General features: G+C 49.7%; 7 protein-coding genes and 9 pseudogenes. 3 read left to right on the top strand and 13 right to left on the bottom strand.

The features are described from left to right. Positions 1 to 10: 10 nt before the first annotated feature. Positions 11 to 1,213 (top strand): annotated as a pseudogene (gene ubiH / locus CS022_RS16520) (2-octaprenyl-6-methoxyphenyl hydroxylase). Then, a pseudogene (locus CS022_RS16515) lies at positions 1,213 to 2,432 on the top strand (FAD-dependent 2-octaprenylphenol hydroxylase). The pseudogenes ubiH and CS022_RS16515 overlap by 1 nt, the downstream one beginning before the upstream one ends. A 113-nt stretch (positions 2,433 to 2,545) precedes the next feature. Here the strand turns inward: CS022_RS16515 and eno are convergent. From eno to rlmD, 5 genes and pseudogenes are all read right to left on the bottom strand, one after another. After that, entirely contained in the window at positions 2,546 to 3,847 is a 1,302-nt protein-coding gene (gene eno, locus CS022_RS16510) for a phosphopyruvate hydratase (RefSeq protein ID WP_129123203.1), read from the bottom strand. Between the two features lie 80 nt (positions 3,848 to 3,927). Beyond that, a pseudogene (locus CS022_RS16505) lies at positions 3,928 to 5,563 on the bottom strand (CTP synthase). A 143-nt stretch (positions 5,564 to 5,706) separates the two neighbouring features. After that, a pseudogene (mazG, locus tag CS022_RS16500) lies at positions 5,707 to 6,518 on the bottom strand (nucleoside triphosphate pyrophosphohydrolase). A 73-nt stretch (positions 6,519 to 6,591) separates the two neighbouring features. Next, positions 6,592 to 8,808: a GTP diphosphokinase gene (gene relA, locus CS022_RS16495; RefSeq protein WP_129123202.1), complete on the bottom strand. Its 2,217-nt coding sequence runs from the start codon at positions 8,806 to 8,808 to the stop codon at positions 6,592 to 6,594. A gap of 61 nt (positions 8,809 to 8,869) precedes the next feature. After that, positions 8,870 to 10,185 (bottom strand): annotated as a pseudogene (rlmD, locus tag CS022_RS16490) (23S rRNA (uracil(1939)-C(5))-methyltransferase RlmD). Positions 10,186 to 10,357: 172 nt separating this feature from the next. On the opposite strand from rlmD, the pseudogene barA reads away from it, so the two are divergent. Further along, positions 10,358 to 13,124: pseudogene (gene barA, locus CS022_RS16485) on the top strand (two-component sensor histidine kinase BarA). A gap of 57 nt (positions 13,125 to 13,181) precedes the next feature. Here barA and acpS read toward each other — a convergent pair. The 8 genes and pseudogenes from acpS to CS022_RS16445 all read right to left on the bottom strand — a co-directional run bounded on the left by acpS (position 13,182) and on the right by CS022_RS16445 (position 19,925). Next, on the bottom strand, positions 13,182 to 13,556 hold the full coding sequence (acpS, locus tag CS022_RS16480; protein WP_129123200.1) for a holo-ACP synthase: 375 nt from the start codon (positions 13,554 to 13,556) through the stop codon (positions 13,182 to 13,184). Next, positions 13,556 to 14,287 (bottom strand): pyridoxine 5'-phosphate synthase, encoded by a 732-nt coding sequence (pdxJ, locus tag CS022_RS16475; RefSeq protein WP_129123199.1) that lies wholly within the window; start codon positions 14,285 to 14,287, stop codon positions 13,556 to 13,558. Before pdxJ ends, acpS begins: the two co-directional genes overlap by 1 nt. Further along, positions 14,287 to 14,996 (bottom strand): annotated as a pseudogene (gene recO, locus CS022_RS16470) (DNA repair protein RecO). Before recO ends, pdxJ begins: the two are co-directional and overlap by 1 nt. 41 nt (positions 14,997 to 15,037) lie before the next feature. Further along, positions 15,038 to 15,943: a GTPase Era gene (gene era, locus CS022_RS16465; protein ID WP_129123198.1), complete on the bottom strand. Its 906-nt coding sequence runs from the start codon at positions 15,941 to 15,943 to the stop codon at positions 15,038 to 15,040. Next, positions 15,940 to 16,617 (bottom strand): ribonuclease III, encoded by a 678-nt coding sequence (gene rnc, locus CS022_RS16460; RefSeq protein ID WP_129123197.1) that lies wholly within the window; start codon positions 16,615 to 16,617, stop codon positions 15,940 to 15,942. The genes era and rnc overlap by 4 nt, the downstream gene beginning before the upstream one ends. An 11-nt stretch (positions 16,618 to 16,628) precedes the next feature. Next, positions 16,629 to 17,527: pseudogene (gene lepB / locus CS022_RS16455) on the bottom strand (signal peptidase I). Between the two features lie 28 nt (positions 17,528 to 17,555). After that, positions 17,556 to 19,351: pseudogene (gene lepA / locus CS022_RS16450) on the bottom strand (translation elongation factor 4). A 76-nt stretch (positions 19,352 to 19,427) separates the two neighbouring features. After that, a complete protein-coding gene (locus CS022_RS16445) occupies positions 19,428 to 19,925 on the bottom strand; it encodes a SoxR reducing system RseC family protein (RefSeq protein ID WP_129123196.1) in 498 nt (165 codons plus the stop codon).

The following is a 19,925-nucleotide window of genomic DNA, read 5'->3' as shown; positions in this document are numbered from 1 at the left end:
CAGGCACCTCATGGCAGACACTAAGCAAAACCATCAATATGATCTCGTGATTGCCGGTGGTGCAATGGCTGGAGCAACACTTGCTCTGGCTTTGGAAAAACTCACGGCGGGTAACATCCGTGTGGCTGTGGTAGAAGCAGCGGTGCCCGACGATAGTCATCCGGCTACGATGCCAGAAGTATCGCGCTGGCCTATGGCAGTTGCCAGCTTCTTGATGAGCTTGGGTTGTGGCAGCAGCTCTCACCAAGCGCCACCGCCATCAAAGCCATCAAGGTGTCAGACAGTGGCCATTTTGGACACACGGCCTTTTCCGCTGACAGCGAAGGGCTTCCCTTTTTAGGCAATGTCATCGAGTTAGCTGATGCTGGGCGTGTTTTTCATCAAGCTCTCAATGCCAGCGATGCCGTCACGCTCCTTTGCCCAACCAAAGTCAGCAATATCAATCGCTATGTCGATAGCGTCGATGTTGAATTAGATAACGGTACAACGATCAATACAAAACTCACTGTCGCGGCAGATGGTGCGGTTTCCGCGTGCTGCGAGATGCTTGGCCTTGACCGCTCTGAATTCGATTACCATCAGGTCGCTGTGATTGCCAATGTATCAACCGAACGCCTCATCACGGATTCGCCTTTGAGCGATTTACTCGTTCAGGCCCTGTCGCCATGTTGCCAATGAGTGAGGGGCGTTGCTCTCTGGCATGGTGTATTCCGCCGGAGAAAGTGGATGAAATCATGGCGTTGCCTGACAGTGATTTTCTAGAACAGTTACAACAGGCGTTCGGCTGGCGACTGGGGCGGTTAACCCAAACAGGTAAACGTTCCGCCTATCCGCTTCTTCTGCGTCAGGCCAACCAGTTAGTCAGTCACCGTTTCGCTGTTATTGGTAATGCCGCACAGACGCTGCACCCTATTGCCGGGCAAGGTTCAACCTTGGACTCCGCGATGTGGCGACGCTTGCCGAAGAAATCGCTGCACACCTCGCCAATGGTGCCAAGGACTCTGGCGATATGTCGCTGCTGCAACGCTATCGCACTCGACGCGAAAAAGACCGAAACAAAACGGTGATGATGACATCCGCGCTGGTGTCGGGCTTCTCAAATGATTCTTCCATACTTGCCCTTGGCAGAAATCTCGGTCTGAATGCCATGACGGCGCTTCCCCCACTCAAAGCACCTTTGTTGAAACAAGCTATGGGACTGGTGAACCGATAATGAAAATGACCAATGTAGACATCGCCATTTCCGGTGGTGGTATGGTAGGACTGACACTGGCTGCTGCGCTGGCTGACAGCGATTTACGTATCGCAGTGATTGAAGGTCATGAACCTGACGGACAATTGCCGGATCAACATGACCTCAGAGTGTCAGCACTTAGCCGCGCCAGCGAACGCATTCTTCGCCGTGTAGGGGCATGGCCGGGTATAGAGTCCCGTCGCATGAGCCTTACCAAAAAATGGACGTTTGGGAACAAGACAGCTTTGCGGCCATTGATTTCGATGCCATGTCTTTAGGCCAACCTAACCTCGGGTACATTGTTGAAAACAGTGTTATCCAGCTGGCATTGTGGGAAAAAGTAAAACAGCAGGACAATGTCATACTGCTTTGCCCGGACAAGTGCAGCAACATCATGTTTGGTGAGAGCGAGGCATTCCTCACCCTGTCTTCAGGCAAGGCAGTGACCGCCAAACTGGTGGTGGGCGCTGACGGTGCCAATTCATGGCTACGAAACGAAGTGTCGATTCCTCTCACCCATTGGGATTATGGCCACAGCGCACTGGTTGCAAATATCCGAACCGACGAGCCTCATGGCGGTATAGCAAGACAAATCTTTACACCTGATGGCCCCCTGGCCTTTCTGCCGCTCTCAGACCCACACCTGTGCTCAATTGTCTGGTCGCAATCCCCCGATAATGCGCAGGCTCGCTGCGAAATTGAAGACGATGCATTCAATCGTGAGCTTACCGCCGCCTTTGACAGCCGTTTGGGGCTTTGTCATGTGGAAAGCGAGCGCGTAGCGTTTCCGCTTAAAATGCGCTATGCCAGAGACTTTGTCAGAGACCGTGTCGCATTGATTGGCGATGCCGCCCATACTATTCATCCACTAGCTGGACAGGGCGTGAACCTTGGTCTTTTGGATGCCGTATCCTTAGCGCAAGAAATTGAACGCCTGCACAATGTCGGCAAAGATATTGGCGATAAAGCAAATCTGCGCCCGTTCGAACGTTGGCGTAAAACAGAAGCTGCGCAGATGATTGCGGCTATGCAGGGCTTTAGAGATTTGTTCTCAGGTGAGCACCCAATGAAAAAACTTTTTCGCGGCATTGGCCTGACGGCAGCATCTGTATTGCCAGGCGTAAAAGACTTATTTATCCGCCGTGCACTTGGGCTAAGTGGCGATTTACCAAATATAGCTAAACCAGATAAAGCATAAACTGACTACGAAAAATTAAGCGCAACGCAAGCAATAAAAAACGGCTCCCACTTTGAAAGTTGGGAGCCGTTTTGTTTCAAAGCGCCGCTTTTGCAGCGCTACGTCGCGAATAATTACGCTTGGCCTTTCACTTCTTTCAGACCGTTGTATGGTGCTTTTTCGCCCAGCGCTTCTTCGATACGGATCAGCTGGTTGTACTTAGCAACACGGTCAGAACGGCTCATAGAACCTGTCTTGATTTGCCCTGCTGCAGTACCTACCGCTAGGTCAGCGATAGTTGCATCTTCTGTTTCACCTGAACGGTGAGAGATAACAGCCGTGTAGCCTGCATCTTTCGCCATCTTGATCGCAGCCAGAGTTTCGGTCAGTGAACCGATTTGGTTGAATTTGATCAGGATAGAGTTAGCAACACCTTTCTCGATACCTTCAGCAAGGATCTTAGTATTCGTTACGAACAGGTCGTCACCAACCAGTTGGATTTTGTCGCCCAGCAGTTCAGTCTGGTGCTTGAAGCCAGCCCAGTCAGACTCGTCCAGACCGTCTTCGATAGAAACGATTGGATACTGATCAACCAGACCTGCCAGGTAATGGTTAAACTCTTCAGAAGAGAAGACTTTACCTTCACCTTTCATGTTGTAGTTGCCTGCTTCTTTATCGAAGAACTCAGATGCCGCGCAGTCCATCGCCAGAGTAACGTCTTTACCCAGCTCGTAACCTGCCAGCTCAACAGCTTCTTTGATAGCAGCCAGTGCCGCAGCGTTTGACTCAAGGTTTGGTGCGAAACCACCTTCGTCACCCACTGCTGTGCTCATACCTTTGCCTTTCAGAACTTTAGCAAGGTTATGGAACACTTCTGCACCAACGCGTAGGCCTTCTTTCAGGGTTTTCGCGCCAACTGGCTGGATCATGAATTCCTGAATGTCTACGTTGTTGTCTGCGTGCTCACCACCGTTGATGATGTTCATCATTGGCAGAGGCATAGAGAATTGACCTGCAGTGCCGTTCAGCTCAGCAATGTGCTCGTACAGTGGCATGCCTTTGGCAGCAGCGGCTGCTTTTGCGTTAGCCAGAGAAACCGCCAGAATAGCGTTCGCACCGAATTTAGACTTATTGTCAGTACCGTCCAGATCAATCATCAGCTGGTCGATATCTGCTTGAGCTTTAGCATCCTTACCCAGAAGTGCTTCTGCGATTTCGCCGTTTACCGCTTCAACCGCTTTAAGAACACCTTTGCCCAGGAAACGTGCTTTGTCGCCGTCACGCAGTTCCAGAGCTTCACGAGAACCGGTTGATGCACCTGAAGGCGCAGCAGCCATACCCACGAAACCACCTTCTAGGTGAACTTCCGCTTCTACAGTTGGGTTACCGCGTGAATCAATGATTTCGCGACCCAGAACTTTAACGATCTTAGACATTGTGTTTCCTCTTAATATGTCATTTAGCTTCAAAAAACAAAGCGGCTGCAAGCTCAGCCTGCAACCGCTCTTTAATCCTTTTATTTCAACTCGCCGCGCTGATTTTTCCCTGCTGCCGCGACAAAGCCCTCAAACAGAGGGTGGCCGTCACGAGGCGTTGAAGTAAACTCTGGGTGGAACTGACACGCCACAAACCATGGGTGAGCCGGGTTTTCGATGATTTCAACCAGCTTCTTGTCAGCAGACAGGCCAGAAACTACCAGACCTGCTTCTTCAAGCTGAGGACGCAGCACATTGTTGACTTCGTAGCGATGGCGGTGGCGTTCATGAATCGTCGCGTTGCCATAGAGTTCACGTGCTTTGGTGCCGTCAGCGAGGTGACACAGTTGCGCACCCAGACGCATTGTGCCGCCTAAATCAGATTTTTCAGTGCGTTGCTCAACCAGCCTTCGCCGTCAACCCACTCAGTGATCAGACCAACAACGGGGAATTCAGAGGCTTTATTAAATTCTGTTGAGTTTGCACCTTCCATACCCACAACATTGCGTGCGTATTCAATCAATGCAACCTGCATACCGAGCAGATGCCGAGGTACGGGACATTGTTTTCACGGGCATAGTTTGCCGCTTTTATCTTGCCTTCAACACCACGGTCGCCAAAGCCACCCGGTACCAATATCGCATCAAGACCCTGAAGGGCTTCTTCGCCTTTAGCTTCAACATCTTGTGAATCAACGTACTTGATGTTCACAGTTAGACGATTTTTAAGGCCACCGTGCTTCAGTGCTTCGTTGACTGATTTGTAGGCATCCGGCAGTTCTATGTACTTACCCACCATACCGATGGTGACTTCACCCGTTGGGTTGGCTTCTTCGTAGATAACCTGCTCCCACTCAGACAGGTCAGCTTCAGGCGCTTCGATACCGAAACGCTGACAAATCAGGTCATCAAGTCCCTGTGAACGAATCAACGATGGGATCTTGTAGATGGAATCGACGTCTTTCATTGAAATAACGGCTTTTTCCTGCACATTACAGAACAGTGCAATCTTGGCACGCTCGTTAGCAGGAATAACACGGTCACTGCGGCAAACCAGCACGTCTGGCTGAATACCGATAGAAAGCAGCTCTTTCACTGAGTGTTGTGTCGGCTTGGTTTTCACTTCACCAGCAGCGGCAAGGTAAGGAACCAAAGTCAGGTGCATAAACATTGCACTTTCGCGGCCCAACTCAACCGCCAACTGACGAATTGCCTCAAGGAACGGCAGTGACTCAATGTCACCCACTGTTCCACCGACTTCAACAATCGCAACATCATGGCCTTCGCCACCTGCCAGCACACGCTCTTTGATTGAGTTTGTGATGTGAGGGATAACCTGAATAGTGGCACCCAGATAGTCACCACGGCGCTCTTTACGCAGTACGTCTGCATAGACACGACCGGAGGTGAAGTTATTACGTTTGCTCATTTTGGTGCGAATAAAGCGCTCATAGTGACCGAGATCGAGATCAGTTTCTGCGCCATCTTCCGTTACGAATACTTCACCGTGTTGAATCGGGCTCATGGTACCCGGATCGACATTGATGTAAGGGTCAAGTTTCATCATGGTTACTTTCAAACCACGTGCTTCTAGAATTGCTGCCAATGATGCTGCAGCAATACCCTTACCAAGGGAGGATACAACACCGCCCGTAACAAAAATGTAATTCGTTGTCATGCTAAACCTGAGAGTTGGGTTAGGGGAATTTTTTGGAAATCTGGACGGGAAGCCATGATACCAGAGCCTTAAAATTCCCACAACGTGAAAACTATCACATCAAGATGTCTTTTTTTTTATCACAAATCAAGTGTTTGATTGTTTCAGTTTTTTTGTTCTTTTCGTTTAACGTCTTGCCAGATCGCTTCTAACTCATCCAATTGACTTTGCTCAATATTTTTCCCGCACTCCCTGCAAGCATCCTCACTTGCCTGAAGCGACGTTCAAATTTGCTGTTTGCTGCGCGAAGTGCCATTTCCGGATTGGTGCCCACATGCCTTGCTAAATTGACGACGGCAAACAGAAGATCGCCAATTTCTTCATCGACGCGCTGCTGGTTAATATCTGCCATTAGCGCCTCTTCCATCACCTCTTCAATTTCTTCATGCACCTTGTCGACAACAGGGCCCAGTGAGTCCCAGTCAAATCCAACATGGGCACAACGCTTCTGGATTTTATTGGCACGGTTGAGAGCCGGCAGTGCGTTGGGAATATCATCAAGCACACTTGCAACCTTTGCAGGCTCCGTTTTGCCTTCACGCTCTTTGGCTTTTATCCCTTCCCAATCAGCGGGCACCAATAGCTTACCATCGGCATCTTTCTCACCAAAGACGTGTGGATGACGGCGCACTAATTTGTCGCAAATACTCTGTGCGACGTCCTCAAAATCAAACAGCTCTTGTTCTTTGCCCATCTGACTGTAGAAAACAATCTGAAACAGTAAATCACCCAGTTCATCTTTTACCTCTGACCATGCTTTATGTTCGATGGCATCAATCACTTCATAGGTTTCTTCGAGGGTGTACGGGACAATAGAGTCAAATGTCTGCTTTTGATCCCACGGGCACCCCTGCTCCGGGTCACGCAGCGTTGCCATAATCTGAAGCAATGTGTCGATGGCAGAAGTTTTTTCCATTTTTCAGTCCTTTTAACATCAAAAAAGGGGAAAGCATGGCTTTCCCCTGATTACAGTAGCCATACGAGACAGATCAGCGAAGACGTTTCGCTTCAATCACATCTTTGACCTGCTCTAGGCGATTGATCACTCTACCCAGTGTATCCAGGTCGCTGAGCTCTAAGTCAAAGTCCATGATGGACATTTGCTTTTTATAATCGACACGGCTGTGCATGCCTGCGACTTTCACTTTCTCATTCGAAAGCGTGCCTGTCAGGTCTTTCAACAAACCGTTGCGTTCAGTGGCAAGAACGCGAACACCAATGTTGTAGTTACCGACAAATCCGCGTCCCCAGACGGTATCAATGATACGTTCCGGGGCATGATGACCGAGCTCTGTCAGCTGCTCGCAATCGGCGCGGTGAACCGAGATACCACGACCTTGCGTCACGTACCCACGAATATCATCGCCCGGTAAAGGGCTACAACAACGGGCCAAATGGGTCATCAGATTATCAACGCCCTCAACCACAACCGCATCGCGATGCGTTTTCGCCGGAGACGACGCGCGAGCCTCTGCTTGCTCCAGTTTCTCACGAAGCTGACGGTCTTCCTCTTCCTTGGTCGGTTTATTGACCAGAGCGTTGATGTGATTGACGACCTGATTGATGCGAAGGTCGCCGGTGCCCACACCTGCATACAACTCATCGAGCGAGTTGATATTGAATCGCTCGATTGCCAGTGAAGCATCTTTGCTGACCGCGCCGATTTTGACCAGCTCCGCATCCAGCATCTCTTTGCCTGCGACTATATTTTTGTCTTTGTCTTGCTTTCGGAACCAAGCATTAATCTTCGCCCTCGCACGGCCTGAATTGACAAAGCCATGGCTCGGGTTCAACCAGTCACGAGAAGGGTTCGGCTCCTTCTGGGTGATAATCTCTACCTGATCGCCCATTTGCAGATGATAAGTGAAGGGTACGATACGCCCTTCCACTTTGGCACCGATACAGCGGTGGCCGACTTCTGAGTGAATGTGATAGGCAAAATCCAGCGGTGTCGCACCAATTGGCAAGTCAACCACGTCACCTTTCGGGGTAAACGCATAGACTCTGTCATCAAATACCTGACTGCGAAGTTCATCCATCATCTCGCCGGTGTCAGACATCTCCTCCTGCCATGCGAGCAGCTTCCGCAGCCAAGTAATTTTCTCGTCGTAGCCGCTTCTACCAGCCGATGCACCTTCTTTGTATTTCCAGTGCGCAGCGACCCCAAGCTCAGCATCATCATGCATTTGCTTGGTACGGATCTGTATTTCTACCGTCTTGCCTTCTGGGCCGAGTACCACGGTATGAATTGACTGATAGCCGTTTGGTTTTGGGTTCGCGACGTAATCATCAAACTCTTTTGGCAGGTGACGATACTTGGTATGCACCATGCCTAAAGCGGCATAACAATCCTGAAGTTTATCCGCGATGATCCGCACAGCACGCACATCAAAGAGCTCATCAAACGCGAGACTCTTCTTCTGCATTTTGCGCCAGATGCTGTAGATGTGCTTAGGTCTGCCATACACCTGCGCATTGATATGGCCCGCTTCCATCGACTGCTGAAGATCAGTCACAAAGGTGTCGATGTATTGTTCACGGTCAATGCGGCGTTCTGACAACTGGCGGGCTATCTGCTTGTAGGTACCTGAATGCTGATAGCGAAATGCGTAATCTTCGATTTCCCATTTGAGCTGGCCAATGCCAAGACGGTTTGCCAGAGGCGCATAAATATTTGCACATTCTTTCGCCACGGATTCCCGGATCTCATCAGGCTCGTCTTTCACTTCACGCAGATGACAAATACGTTCAGCCAACTTAATGACCACACAGCGGAAATCATCCACCATCGACAGCAACATACGACGGATGTTATCGACCTGCGCCGCAGTTGCGCTCTCTTCTGTGGTCGCGTTCAAGTGGCGTATCGCTGCCATTTGCTGAACGCCAGAGACCATTTTGGCGATCTCGGTGCCGCAATGCTCAGCGAGCGCATCGGTATTGAGCAAGCCCGCTTCCACCAGCGGAAAGTACACTGCAGCTAGCAGTGTATCTTTGTCCATACTGAGAGTGATCAGTATTTCGACCATTTCGCGGCCGCGCCAGAGCGGCAAGCGAAGTTCATCATCTTCGCCTTGTTTCAGACAAAAGTGATAAGCCGCCAGAATTGCATCACTGGTGGCTTTATCCTGATCCAGTCTGTTTACCCAGTCAGTAAGCTTAAATTGTTTATCTTCGTTTAGGTGCGAGTCACGTATTGCGACCATTTCACTTTCCTGTAGTTATTCTATTCTTGCCCGGCAGGCTCTCCCTCCGGGGCTGACATCTTTAGGCTTTGACAAACAGTGCCATTGATTCGAGATGCCCGGTATGCGGAAACATGTCCACCATCCCCAACTGCGCCAGTATATACCCCTTGTCCAGCAAATGCTGGCTATCTCGGGCCAAAGTGGACGGATTGCAGGAAACATAAACGATTTTCTCTGCACCCGACTTTGCCACGAAAGGCATAATGCCTGAAGCACCTGCCCGAGCGGGGTCGAGAAGGATTTTTTGGTACGTTTGCTTGCCCCATTCGGTTTGCTCAGCGCCCTCTTCGAGATTGGCATGATAGAAACGTGCGTTTTCAATCTGGTTACGTACTGCATTATCTGTCGCACGCTCAACCATGATATCAACTCCTTCTACACCAACCACACTACCTGCTTGTTGCGCTATCGGTAATGAGAAATTCCCCAGGCCACAGAAGAGATCAAGTACCTGATCTGAAGGGTTAAGATCAAGCCATGCTAGCGCCTGAGATACCATTTTATCGTTAATAGAGGGATTGACCTGAATGAAGTCAGAAGGTTCAAAATGCAGAGCTTGGCCATCAATACGGTATTCCGGCGCATCGCCTAAAATGCGCTTCAGCGGCGCATCGCCTTGTTGCAAATAAAAAATCAGCGAATGCTCGCCGACAAACGCATCGAGTTGCTCAAGATCAATCTGGTGAAGCGGTTTTGTTGTTCGTACAGACAATACAGTACCGTTATCGGCTTCAACGAGCTCAATGTGACCAATGATTCTGCGCCCTTTCAAACCATCAAGACAAGCGTGTAACTTTGGCAATAACGCGTTGATAGCAGGACGCAAAACAGCACAGTCGTTTACCGACACGATGGCATTGCTACTGCGCTGCCTAAAGCCCATCATTAGCTTGCCGTCTTTGTCGACCCGAACGCTCAACCGGGTTCTTCGGCGATACCCCTTGTCACTGTCAATGCTTGCAGGGACTTGCTCTATCGCTCTTCCGGCAAACTTATTCATCAGTTGGCTCAGCGTCTGCTGTTTGCTCGCAACCTGCTCAGTGTGTCCCAAATGCTGAAGATTACAGCCACCACAAGCGTCGTAATGCACGCAAAATGGGTTCACTCTTGATGCTGACGGCTCGGTCACTTTGATTAGCTTAGCTCTCGCAAACTGGCGTTTGTCCTCAGTGAGCTGAGCGACAACAGTTTCACCGGGCAAACTACCGGCAATAAAAACCGGTTTCTTATCAATGAATGCCACACCGTCACCATGATGATCAAGTCGCTCAATGCGTAATGCTTTATGTTTGGTATCGAGTATTTTTTTCTTCTGAGCTTAAAAAAACGCGCCATGTGTTCATCCACGTTACGCAGACAGTCATAACATCCAAGGTAAACTGTCTGTATGTATTTTTATTCCGGCTTAACAGTTGTGATAACCTACCGCTTCCCAGCCGGCGACTTGATATAGACTAAAGAGTGATTGTCTTGTCACCATCGGTGATTGTCCCACAGAACAAAGAGCATGACCAAATACGGACTAAGAGCCAGGGTACTGACCCTTACCATTGCCCCCACACTGATCATCGGCTTATTGCTGAGCGCTTATTTTATTCATAATCGCTATGAAGATTTAGAGCAGCAACTGACAGTCACTGGTGAGGCCATCATCGAACCACTTGCGATTGCCAGTGAAATAGGGTTAACCAACGAAAGCCGTGAAAGTGTCAGGCGGCTAATAGGATTCACTCATCGTCAAAACAGCCAATACGTGCGAAGTATTGCGGTATTTGACAAACGTAACCAACTGTTCGTCACTTCAAACTATCACCGCAACCTTGACCTGATGTCGGTGCCAGACGGTGACCCCATCCCTACAAAGCTTGAAATATCGCGGCAAAAGGACACACTGCTTTTACGGGCCCTATTCGTGCCGTTGGTCGTTTCAGTGCAGGTCTCGATAATGAAAGCCCGATGGGCTACATCAGCATGGAGATGGATTTAAGCGCCGTCAGGCTTGAGCAGTATCAAGAGCTTCTTTCCGCCACCGTGGTCATGGTGCTCGGCATGATACTGTCAGGGATTTTTGCCTATCGCCTACTCGCTGACGTGACAGAGCCTGTTTCGCAGATGGTCAGCATGATTGATCGTATCCGGCGCGGTCACCTCGATGTAAGGATTGAAGGAAAGCTCCATGGCGAACTGGATACGCTGAAAAATGGTATCAACGCCATGGCAATTTCGTTATCTGAATACCATTTGGAAATGCAGCAAAGCATTGATCAGGCGACCTCAGATTTACGGGAAACACTGGAACAGCTTGAAATCCAGAACGTCGAGCTCGACATTGCCAAAAAGCATGCGCAGGAGGCTGCGCGGGTCAAATCTGAGTTTCTGGCCAACATGTCTCACGAGCTGAGAACACCATTGAATGGTGTTATCGGATTTACCCGTCAGATGCTCAAAACCCGCCTGACGACAGCGCAGCAGGATTATCTGCAAACCATCGAAAAGTCTGCCAATAACCTGCTGACCATCATCAACGACATTCTCGATTTCTCGAAACTGGAAGCAGGCAAACTGCTGCTTGAAAATATTCCTTTCGATTTCGAAGATAGCCTTGATGAGGTAATGAAGCTACTGGCTCCCATGGCCCATGAAAAAGGTCTGGAGCTGAACCTCAAGCTAGATGCTGAAGTGCCCGCAGGCATGATTGGCGATCCGCTGAGGCTCCAGCAGGTTTTGACCAACTTGGTAGGTAACGCCATCAAGTTCACCGAGTCCGGTAATATTCGTGTCACCACAGAGCTGAAAAGTTATAACAACGAATCAATTGAAGTTCGCTTTGAAGTGCAGGATACCGGGATCGGGATTTCGGAGCGCCAGCAGGCTCAGCTATTTCAGGCATTCCGCCAAGCAGATGCGAGTATCAGCCGTCGTTATGGCGGTACTGGTCTTGGCTTGGTGATCACCCAGAAACTGGTCAAGCAGATGGGTGGTGAAATCGGTTTTACCAGCCGCCTACATCAAGGGTCCACCTTCTGGTTCTCAGTGACTCTGATGCATACCGATCTACCACTGATTCAACCAGTTGATATGTCAGGTATGGAAGAGCATACCCTCTTGCTCATTGAGTCCGATGAGGAGAGCCGTAAGTTGATGACGCAACGCCTGACACAGACTGGCCTCCATGTCACCGCGCAGGAAACGCTGTCAGCACCGACAAATCTTAATACCAGCTATGACGCGGCACTGATCAGTGTCAGTGCTAAGAAAGTCCCACCGACAGAAAAGCTGTTACAGATGGCGATGGATGCAGAGGGGCAAGCCAGACAGGTTATCTTCTGCCTGCCAACCACAGAGCTCGCCGTGTCAGAGCGCTTGATGCAAGCAGGTGTGACAGCCTGTTTCGCTAAACCACTGCCGATAAGAAAGCTGGCTGAAACCCTGCTTGGTGACTCTGACAAATATGAAACCGTGCCTGAACAGCTGCCCGTGGCGCAAAATAAATTGCCGCTGACAGTCATGGCGGTCGATGACAACCCCGCCAACCTTAAACTGATCTCTGCCCTGCTCAGTGAACGAGTGGAAAACGTGGTCACTGCTGAGAACGGGGTGAAAGCTGTCGAGCAAGCCAATCTGCATGCCTTCGATATGATTTTGATGGACATTCAGATGCCTGAAATGGACGGCGTCACCGCGAGTCAGGCGATTCGTAGTTCTATGTTGAATCACCACACCCCTATTATCGCAGTGACCGCCCACGCGATGGCAGGCGAGAGGGAGCGGCTGATCAATGCCGGGATGGATGATTACCTGACCAAGCCCATCGAAGAACCCGTTCTGGAACAGGTGCTGAATAGTTGGATTGGGGACACTACTGATAGAAGGCAGCTGAGCAGTAGCGAGCTTACCGGCACAAAACCTGCTGAACCGACATCAAAAGGTTCTGGAGATATCAGCTAGATTGGAATCTCGCCTTACAACAAGCGGCAGACAAACAAGACCTTGCTGTGGAGCTGCTGCAAATGTTGGTCGAATCGTTTGATCAGGTGGAAGCACTAGTGAATGAAGCACTGGAAGGCACAGAGCATGACCTTTGGCCGCCTATCCACAAGTTACATGGCAGCTGCGCATACAGCGGTGTACCTAGGCTAAAACAGCTTTGCCACGATCTTGAAACGCAATTAAAGCAAGGCGCTGAGCTGGCCGATATTGAACCTGAGCTCCTCGAACTTCTCGATGAGTTCAGTCACATTCGCGAACTCTCCCGCCAGTACATTCCTGCATGAAAAAAAAGGGGCTAACGCCCCTTCTCTCATTTCCCGACGACTGTCAGCTCAGCGCGATCAGCCTTCTAATATCACCGTCGCAACAGAGTAGTTTTTCTCATCAGAAATCGATACCAGACAGCGGGACACTCCCATACTGTCTGCAATTTCTTTCGCTTTCCCTACCAGCGTCAGAATCGGCTTTCCTAACTCATCGTTACTGATGTCGAGGTCTTGAAAAGTAACACCGCAAGCAAAGCCCGTCCCTAACGCTTTTGCCGCAGCCTCTTTCGCTGCAAAGCGTTTAGCCAGAAAGCGTGCCTGAAATTTACTCTCATTAAACCTCAGGTGCTCCTGTGACGTTAGGACTCTGTCAGCAAAGGCCTGCAAGCATCTCATCTTATCAAAGCGTTCCACTTCAACAATGTCAGTACCGAGCCCTAACACTGCCATTAGCTGCGCGCTGCCATCATCACGGCTTTCATATCAGCCACAGCTTTTGGGAGTCCGTCAAACAGCGCTCGACCAATAATGGCATGACCAATGTTGAGTTCATAAATCTCAGGCAGCGCCGCAATAGGGGTAACATTATGGTAGGTAAGACCATGACCTGCATTGACTTTAATACCAATATCATCGGCGTAGCTGGCAGCTGCAGCAATTTTCTTCAGCTCAGCCTGCATCTCTTCATCGTTTTCCGCATCCGCATAATGACCAGTGTGAAGCTCGATATACGGCGCACCGCAGGTTTTAGCCGCATCAATTTGCTCACGGTCCGCGTCAATAAACAGCGACACCTTGATACCTGCTTCTGTCAGGGTTTCCGTTGCTGCTTTGACTTTCTCAAGCTGGCCAACAACATCTAACCCGCCCTCGGTGGTCAGCTCTTCACGCTTTTCGGGAACAAGGCAAACAAACTCAGGTTTTACCTCTAGGGCAATGGCGACCATTTCATCCGTCACTGCCATCTCAAGATTCATGCGCGTCTGAATTGTCTCCTTCAGAATCCGCACGTCTCTGTCCATGATATGTCGGCGGTCTTCACGAAGATGCACAGTGATCCCATCAGCACCCGCACGCTCTGCTATTTCAGCGGCATGAACAGGATCAGGATACTGAGTGCCTCGCGCATTGCGGACTGTCGCCACGTGGTCAATATTCACGCCCAGATAAATGGTGTTCATTAGGTATTTTTCCTCGTCCTTAAAAGAAACAGCTCACGGCTTTTCAGGGGTCTGGCGCCAAGATAAGGCTTGAGGGCCAGACGTGTAAAGCGTTTCGCTGCTTTTAGCTGCTCTGACGTCACAAACTGACGCTGCGACATGGCAATGAGCTCATTCCCACGAAACGTCTTGTTATTTGATTTCATTAATGATGCCACAAAGCCCTGCTGGTCGCGAAACAGATAGGTCATCGTATCTTCTACCGCTTCGCCACTTCCCGCACAGTGCAAAAAGTCAATGCCATAACCCAGAGCTTCCAGCAATGAGAGTTCGAAACGACGCAGGGCAGGCTCAGGGTTATCCATTTGTGCCAGCTCACTGAGCGCAGTAACGTAGTCAAAGAACACCTGATGATAGGCCGTCTCGCGTTCAATAACCCTGCTTAAGATTTCATTCAGATAAAAGCCCGAATAAAGGGCATTGCCAGAAAGAGGAAGCGCCAATCCAATCGCCTCAGCGTGACGTAGGGTATGCATATCGCCTTTTCCTGACCATTTCATTAGGAGGGGCGTAAAAGGCTGAAGTGCACCTTTGAGGGGAGAGCGTTTACCACGGGCGCCTTGGCCATTAAGCTGACACGCCCGTGATTTTCGCTAAAGACATCCAGAATGAGGCTGGTTTCGCTGTAAGGCCGGGTGTGCAGAACAAAGCAGCGCTGCAATCCTTCCATAACTCTCCTTTCAGTCCCGTTCAGTCGATGTCTGCTGGTGTTTAGAGGTCGTCGATATAACCAAGGCTACGCAGTGCACGTTCGTCGTCTGCCCATCCTGATTTCACTTTGACCCAAAGCTCGAGATAAACCTTACGCTCGAAAAGCTCTTCCATATCCAGTCGCGCTTCACGGCCAATAGTTTTGATCTTATCGCCACCTTTACCGATCACCATTCGCTTTTGGCCATTACGTTCGACCAAAATCAGACCGTTGATTTCGAAGCCATCGGTTTCCGGGTTGTAATCGAATCGCTCTATATCAACTGTCACCGAATAAGGGAGCTCATCACCAGTAAAACGCATTAACTTTTCACGGATGATTTCTGACGCCATAAAGCGTTGTGAGCGGTCAGTGACGTATTCCTCTGGGAAGTACCAATCACCCTCAGGCAAGGATTGACGCACCAGTTTTTCAACCACATCGACATTTGTGCCGTGTTTCGCCGATACGGGAACCACATCAACAAAGTTCATTTTTTGGCTAATTTCCTGCAGATGCGGGAACAACTCGCCTTTCTCTCTCACATTGTCGACTTTGTTAACCAAAAGGACAGTAGGCAGTTCTGATTTTTGTAGCTTATTCAGAACCATCTCGTCGTCTTTTGTCCAGTGCGTTCCATCCACAAGGAAGAGAACCAGCTCGACATCGGTCAATGAGCTGGACGCTGCGCGATTCATCAAACGGTTAATGGTGCGTTTTTCTTCAATGTGTAGCCCAGGTGTATCGACGTATACGGCCTGATAGCCATCTCGAGTGTCAACACCCATGATACGGTGACGGGTCGTCTGCGGCTTGCGAGAGGTAATCGAGAGCTTCTGTCCAACCAAACGGTTAAGCAGTGTCGATTTACCCACATTTGGGCGGCCTACAATGGCAATAAAGCCACAGTGTTGTTTATCTGTCATGAGTCCAGCTTCTGTAATGCCAGTTCTGCAGCGGCTTGTTCTGCCTTGCGTCGACTGCTGCCTTTACCTATAACAGGCATCTCCAGTCCCGTCACTTCGCACTCAACCGTGAATTGTTGGTTGTGCGCTTCGCCCTGCACCTTAGTTACATTATAGGATGGCAGTGGCTTGCGTCGTCCTTGCAGAAATTCCTGCAGGCGCGTTTTGGGGTCTTTCTGACTTGCACCCGGTTCAATGGTATCAAGACGGGTTTTGTACCAACCCAAGACTATTCCACGGACCGTTTCCAGATCGCTGTCGAGATAAATCGCACCAATAATGGCTTCAATCGCGTCAGCAAGGATAGACTCGCGGCGGAATCCGCCACTTTTCAGCTCACCCGGCCCCAGAGAAAGTACATCACCCAGCTCGAACTCACGACCAAGTTCAGCCAGCGTGTTGCCGCGCACTAAAGTGGCGCGCATACGACTCATGTCGCCTTCATCAACGTTCGGGAAACGGTGGTAGAGATCATCAGCAATAACGAAGCTTAAAATAGAATCGCCCAAAAACTCTAAACGCTCGTTGTGCTTACTACTGGCACTGCGGTGAGTCAGGGCGAGACTAAGGTGCGCCATATCGGTGAATTCATACACGATACGACGCTGTAATTTATCTATGAGTGTTGTTGTCATGTTACTCCAAGTTAATCTATGCCGCCGACGCGATTAAACCGCACGCCAACGGGTACCCAGGACGGCATTGCCGAGTCGCCCTGTTTGTCGAATTCGAAACTGATCCAAATTCCTACCGCTTTACCCACCATGTTTTCTTCAGGGACAAAGCCCCAGAAACGGCTATCGCGGCTGTTATCCCGATTATCACCCATCACGAAGTACTGACCATTGGTACTGTCCATTCGTTTTTGCCGCTGGTTTTGGCATAGCGGCCGCTTTGATTGGGGATGTACGGGTTAACCAATATCTCATGCGGAACCTCACCCAGCGTTTCTTTCGCCTGGATCAGGTTGATTCCCTGCTGAGAAAACGGGCTTTCTTCCACTTCATCAATCGGCAGCAGTTCGCAAGTACTCTCACCTTTGCGTTGAATACACAGGCGTTTTTGCTCGTCATAGCGCACCTTATCACCGGGAACACCAACAATACGCTTGATGAAATCAATGCGCGGGTCTTCCGGGTATTTAAACACCGCAATGTCGCCACGCTGTGGTTTACCCGTTTCAACAAGCGTTGACCGCAAGACAGGATCTTTGATGCCATAGGCGAACTTCTCAACGAGAATAAAATCACCCACCAGCAGTGTCGGCATCATTGACCCTGACGGAATTTGAAACGGTTCGTAAACGAAAGATCGCAGCACCGTTACCAAACCGATAACGGGGAACAAAGAGGCACCGGTTTCAATCCAAGAAGGCTGAGGCGCAACCGCATCAATCTGTCCTTGATCCAGCTCTTCAGCACTGAGGCCAAGAACTTCTGCAGCTTTAGTCGTACGACGAGCGCTCCAGATAAATTTTTCCAGTACCCAGATAACACCGGTCACCAAGGTAATAGTTACCAAGATGAGTGCGAAGGTATTTGCCATTTATGTTCCCCTGAATCGTCCGTGTTTTTTATTTGTCTTTTCCAACGTGCAGAATCGCAAGGAACGCCTCTTGAGGCAGTTCTACGTTACCGATCTGCTTCATGCGCTTCTTACCTTCTTTCTGCTTTTGCAGCAGTTTCTTCTTACGGCTTATGTCGCCACCGTAACATTTCGCGGTTACGTTCTTACGAAGTTGCTTGACCGTTGAACGAGCAATAATGTGATTACCAATCGCGGCCTGAATCGCAATATCGAACTGCTGACGTGGGATGAATTCTTTCATCTTCTCAACAAGGTCACGACCTCGAGTCTGAGAGTGATCTTTGTGGGTGATGATCGCCAGTGCATCAACAGTGTCACCGTTGAGCAAGATATCAACACGCACCATGTCAGAAATCTGATAGCACTGGAATGCATAATCCAGAGATGCGTAGCCTCGCGATGTTGATTTCAGACGGTCAAAGAAGTCGAGTACAACCTCAGACATTGGGATGTCATAGGTCAGAGCAACCTGATTGCCGTGATAGACCATGTCGACCTGTGTACCGCGTTTTTCAACACACAAGGTGATAACGTTACCCAGATAATCCGTTGGTACCAGAATATGGCAGCGCGCAACAGGCTCACCGATAGTATCGATGTCGTTAACCGCAGGAAGTTTTGCCGGACTATCGACATAAATCACTTCACCGCTCGTTTTGGTAACTTCGTACACTACCGTTGGTGCCGTGGTGATCAAATCAAGATTGTATTCGCGCTCCAAGCGCTCCTGAATGATCTCCATGTGGAGCATTCCAAGGAAACCACAACGGAAACCAAAGCCCAGTGCCGCTGAGTTCTCAGGCTCATAGAACAGCGATGCATCATTGAGGCTCAACTTGCCCAGTGCATCACGGAAGTTTTCATAGTCATCCGATGAAACAGGGAAAAGGCCTGCATAAACCTGAGGTTTAACCTTTTTGAAACCCGGTAGTGCATCTTCTGCACCGTGCTTCGCGTGAGTCAGAGTATCCCCCACTGGCGCGCAAGAATGTCTTTGATTCCGCAGACAACCCAGCCCACCTCACCGGTTCTCAGGCCTTGGGTATCTTGCTGCTTTGGCGAGAAAACACCAATGCGATCAACGCCCCACACCTGACCGGTACTCAACACCTTGATCTTGTCGTTTTTCTTCAGCTCACCGTTTTTGATGCGAACCAAAGACACAACACCCAAGTAGTTATCGAACCATGAGTCAATAATCAGTGCCTGTAATGGGCCTTCAGGATTGCCTTCCGGTGGTGGAATTTTCTTAACAATATCTTCCAATACCAGATCAACACCAATGCCCGTTTTCGCCGAACAGCGGGTCGCATCAGTGGCATCGATACCGACAATATCTTCAATCTCTTCGGCGACACGATCCGGGTCTGCCGCAGGGAGGTCGATTTTGTTGAGAATTGGCACGACTTCGTGATCCATCTCAATCGCGGTGTAGCAGTTTGCCAGCGTCTGCGCTTCAACACCCTGCCCCGCATCAACAACCAATAATGCGCCTTCACAAGCAGCAAGAGAGCGTGACACTTCATAGGAGAAGTCAACGTGCCCGGGGGTGTCGATAAAGTTAAGCTGATAATCATTACCATCTAAAGCTTTGTAGTTCAGAGTCACACTCTGGGCTTTGATGGTAATGCCGCGTTCACGCTCCAGATCCATAGAATCCAGAACCTGCGCTTCCATTTCACGGTCGCTTAGACCGCCACAGACTTGGATAAGACGATCAGACAGGGTCGACTTTCCATGGTCTATGTGGGCAATAATCGAAAAATTACGAATGTGCTTCATAAGTGGTGTGACTAACTCGTTTAAATAAGATTCACGATCATACGATCAAGTGGCGGGATTCTACCGAAATTAACGGCTACTCGCTATCCTCAGATGCAGCATTTATCACCAGTTTACTGTTAACTGGCTTTCCGAGGACACGAAGAAGGGTAGGTTGGTAGCCAGGCTGTTGTTCAAACCGCAGAGACAACACGCGAGCAATGAATCCTCCCAACCCTGCAAAAAGGAAGGCTGAGAGCACCACAGCACCTTCACTACCATTGGCCAGATTAACAAAAACAAACTGACCAAAAATCGCACCCACAATTAAAAATAGCAGCGGGACAACGTAAACAACCAATGCTGATTTCAGCATGGCATTTTCCTGCATGCCTATCTCGACCATGGTGCCTACTGGCAGGGATTTATCTGAGGGAATTGATATATCTAATGTTTTCGCAGGTAACGCCTTACTGACGATACCCGTACCACAATCGCTTTGAGAGCCACAGCTGCCACAGCTGGTTTGCTGGGTCGAACGAACCAATAAACAGCCATTTTTATACGAGACGACCTCAGCCGTGGCAGTGATCAC

Origin of the sequence: Veronia nyctiphanis (assembly GCF_004116385.1) — a bacterium.
Taxonomy (GTDB): domain Bacteria; phylum Pseudomonadota; class Gammaproteobacteria; order Enterobacterales; family Vibrionaceae; genus Veronia; species Veronia nyctiphanis.
The sequence above is the reverse complement of the archived record's forward strand: the minus strand, read 5'-3'. Positions and strand labels throughout refer to the sequence as shown.